Genomic DNA, 3898 nt, shown 5'->3' on the forward strand with positions numbered 1-3898 from the left:
AAAATAAAAGCAACCATTTTCGGGTAGTATCTGCAAATTCTATTCTTTGTGTCTTCTCTAGTTTGATCTCTGATGGAATCTTTACGTTTTGAACCCTATTTAAGACGTTTTGCATGATTTTAAGACTCTGATCGCTCAACTCAGGCTTGAAATTTTTTAAAGTTCTTAAAATAGCTGTGTTTTGATCTGAAAGAATTTTACATTCCCTGGCTAAATCCTCGATTGTTTGATTTTTCTTGTCCTCTTGACTTTTCGCTTTGTTCAGTTCGTTCAGAAAATTCTCGTCCATGTTCTAAATGTTTTTTGTGTGCAATATGCTCCAATCCCTTGTTGTTATCAGCCATTTCAATAAGTTTTGCCGTTAAATCTTTAGCATTGGGATGCTCTAAAAGTTTCTCTGCAGTAAGTTCGTTTGAATTTACATATCGGTAATAGTCTTTTGTTGTGATATGCTTACGGTTAGTATCTTTGAGGCCTCTTTCCAACCCATATTTAATTCCTATGTTTTGGGCGTAATCTGTTTGAAGCTGTTTCAATTTCTCCCTTGTTCCGGTAAATTCCTTTGCTGATAGTTTTCCATCTTTGGTCAGAGGTACTACAATCAGGTGCATGTGTGGCGTTTTTTCATCCAAATGAACTGTTGCCCGGATAATGTTTTCTTTTCCGTATTTGACCTCAAAAAAATCGTAATTATCCTTTGCCCATTTCATAATCTGGAGTTTATCAAGTTTCATCATTGCATCATGTGAACCTGAAAGAATAAATCTTTGAGAAGTTACAGCATCTTTTCGAATTGTTTTTTTCCCCTGATAGCCTTTCGAAATTCGCTCTTTTATCATTTGATCAATCGTACCGGTCTTTTTCACCAGTTCGAAATTTTCATGGGATTTTGATTGATTGATATTTCCAGAAACATCCTTTTGCTGGGTCCGATCAATGTGATGGGTTAGTCCTCCTGATCCGCCTGCCTTTGCTTTGTCCATATGACATACTGTTTTCCCCATTATTTTAGTTTTTGTTTGAAACCTCGTAGAGCGAAATAACTTTACATAAACAAATCGACTGAAAGGAGGTTTGAGAATGTAAAGTGTATTGAGCTACACTTACCCAAAAGTAAGGATTTAAAATCGTGCAAAAAAATGTTGGGGAAAATGAAAATAATTGTTTAGATTTGTTGTGTCGGTGAGGAAGGAAATAAGCTCTGCAGGGATGCAACTTGTCAGCGCCAAATCCGATCTATGAGAATGCCCTGGTAGAAATGCCAGGGTTTTTATATTTAGATTATCTGTATATGAAATCACTACTATGTGTTTTCACTTTTGAAATACACATTTTATTTACATTTAAAGAATCAGAAAAATACTCATAAATATTCTTTTCTCTTAAGCGACATTTAACGTATCCACTGTCTTCTATTAAATAATAATTTTTTTTAAAAAAAATATATGCAGCTATTGAATCTCCTTTTTCTTTTTTTATAATTACATCTAAGACATCTATACATTTTCCAAAATGAATTGGCATACGATCTTGGCTTTTAGTGTTTTGCTTAAAACCTACAGACATAAAGGTAAATGTAAAAATTAATAAGATGTATAGATAATTTTTCATTGAATATATTTTATAAAGATTAAATAGCTATATAAATTTAAAGGATTAGTTTAACTATGCAAAATCACCGACACTATAGTATTCTCCATCAATCAAATAATAATAACCTATACTATCAGATCCGTAAATAGGTGCTTGTTCACCACCCAAAGCATTTTTCATTTCTTCTTTTTTCAACTCTAAAAAATTAAAATTTTCCATCAGATTGTTTTTTAATTAATATTTACAACCCTTTATTCTGTTTATTATCAAAAGGTAACCTTGAAAAATGTTAAATATTAACTTAATAACATTCTTTTAGTCAAAAAGCTAAAAAAATCCACCCAATGTAAATCATTAGGTGGATTTCTATTTGTCATCATAATGCCCCATGGCTGATACTACTGAAACTGTTATTATTTCATCATCAACTCGATAAATTAAACGATCTTTCTCATTAATTTCTCGAGACCAATATCCTGATAAATCATATTTCAATGCTTTAGGATTTCCTACCCCGCTATATGGATGTTTAGTTAATTCAATAAAGATTTGCTCAATACGTTTAATACTCGCTTTATGACCTGATTTAAAATGTTTTTTCAAATCTTTATCGACTTGTTTAGTCTTGATTACTTTGTAATTATTCATTGTTATCAAGTCAAATTTGTTCCCAAATACTTTTAGTTGAATCAACTTCTGTGTATTCTCCAGCTTTTAAACTTTTTTCTGCCTTTCTTATTTTTTCAATAAGAATTGGATTTACAGACATTCGATCTATTTCTGAAACTGGAGTAAGCATATAAGCTTTATTTTTTCCTCGTTGAACTATTATTTGCTCTTGATCATCAGCTAAATCAAAATACATTTTTTGATTATCTCTAAACTCTCTACTACTTATAATTCTCATATTATTTTTATTAATGTACCTATTTGGTACAAATATACGAAAATTAAAATTAAATAGTTTTAATTGGGGACTAGTCCCCAAACCCCTAGGATTTATAAGCTTTCTGACTAAAAGAATGTTTATGATTCAAATTCAGAGCCTTCCTCCCAGGCAATACTCATTTGCTCCTTATCCTCAATTATTTTTTTCTTCTTACGAATGTAAGTTTTAGCAAATGTTACTCTGTTACCATTAAAGACCACAAGAGGATTAATGAAATATTTATAAGCCATATTACTTCTTGCTATAATACCATGCTCACATAAAGAGGCTAAACCTGTAAGGATGTATCTGTTTGAAGTATATCCCGTATATTCTAAGGCTTCATCCATATTGAAATAGAATTCATCTTTATTAGGGATTAGACAATTAGTTATAATATGCCCAAATACTTTTATTGCTGGCTTAGATAAATCCCAAAATGCTGAAAATTGAGAAAGATATAATTTTGCAAACTTATCTTCATCAACTTCAATTTGTTGTAAAAAAGCAGTAGTCCCGGTGATCTCTCCATGATCATTTACAATTGATTGTTCAACCCCCTTACCTCCTTTTATAAATCTTCTTTTAGAAACTGTGTTTTCTTCAACTTTTTGTATTGCATTCTCTAAAAATGGATTGTTTTGGTATTTAGGAAGTTCTTTTATTGGCTTATATCCTTTCATCTTAAAACTGTATTTTTACTACTGATTAGACAAGTTTTTATTGTACCTCACACAACATAAAATTGTATTTAAAGACACAAACGTACAATTCTAAACTGTAAAAAACAAATAAAATCAACAGTTTTAAATTGTCACCTACACAGTTTTAAATTGTCACCTTGACAAAAATGGTGTACTGAGTATCAAGTGTTTATGTAATTCCCTTCTTAGCTTCTTAAAAAAGGGGGTTTCAAGGGGGAATAATTATTCCTCTTTGAGAGGCTTTAAAAAAGCCTTCTTGAAAATGAAAATGAAGAAATAAATACCTTAAACACATCGAAGATATCCCGAATGGGATGGAACTTGCTCGACGAAGGAGAGAAGTAAGCCATTACTGAGGGATTGGGTTTTCTTCTAAGTATTGATTGTGAGTTTTAGGATTCTTTTCAGCCATTTCACCAACGTAATTGATTAGCCATTCATGTTGTTTATCTAAAACTTCCAGTTCTTTTTTTGGTTTGTATTCAAACTGATAAGACCACCATGCAAACCCCAAGGAAAGCACAACAACCAACAAACTACAGGAGAAAAATAAAAGCAACCATTTTCGGGTAGTATCTGCAAATTCTATTCTTTGTGTCTTCTCTAGTTTGATCTCTGATGGAATCTTTACGTTTTGAACCCTATTTAAGACGTTTTGCATGATTTTAAGACT

At 31.5% G+C, this 3898-nt stretch carries 7 protein-coding genes; all 7 read right to left on the minus strand.

Annotation, left to right across the window (positions count from 1 at the left end):
* Window positions 1–197 precede the first annotated feature (197 nt).
* Entirely contained in the window at window positions 198–1004 is an 807-nt protein-coding gene (gene mobV / locus BZG02_RS20505) for a MobV family relaxase (RefSeq protein WP_101263615.1), read from the minus strand.
* Between the two features lie 277 nt (window positions 1005–1281).
* Window positions 1282–1611 carry a hypothetical protein gene (locus tag BZG02_RS20510; RefSeq protein WP_101263616.1) on the minus strand — a complete coding sequence of 110 codons (330 nt, stop codon included), beginning with the start codon at window positions 1609–1611 and terminating at the stop codon, window positions 1282–1284.
* 54 nt (window positions 1612–1665) lie between these two features.
* Entirely contained in the window at window positions 1666–1812 is a 147-nt protein-coding gene (locus BZG02_RS20920) for a hypothetical protein (protein ID WP_180335804.1), read from the minus strand.
* Between the two features lie 147 nt (window positions 1813–1959).
* Window positions 1960–2241, minus strand: a complete 282-nt coding sequence (locus tag BZG02_RS20515) for a Txe/YoeB family addiction module toxin (protein ID WP_101263617.1) — start codon at window positions 2239–2241, stop codon at window positions 1960–1962.
* A gap of 10 nt (window positions 2242–2251) precedes the next feature.
* Window positions 2252–2500, minus strand: coding sequence for a type II toxin-antitoxin system Phd/YefM family antitoxin (locus BZG02_RS20520; RefSeq protein ID WP_101263618.1), 249 nt, complete (start codon window positions 2498–2500; stop codon window positions 2252–2254).
* 119 nt (window positions 2501–2619) lie between these two features.
* Complete coding sequence (locus BZG02_RS20525) at window positions 2620–3204, minus strand: RepA protein (RefSeq protein ID WP_101263619.1); 585 nt, start codon at window positions 3202–3204, stop codon at window positions 2620–2622.
* A gap of 370 nt (window positions 3205–3574) precedes the next feature.
* Window positions 3575–3898 (minus strand): hypothetical protein (locus BZG02_RS20530; protein WP_218972321.1); only part of this gene is annotated, 324 nt, incomplete at its 5' end.

The sequence above is a fragment of the Labilibaculum filiforme genome (genome assembly GCF_002843315.1).
Classification (GTDB): Bacteria; Bacteroidota; Bacteroidia; order Bacteroidales; family Marinifilaceae; genus Labilibaculum; species Labilibaculum filiforme.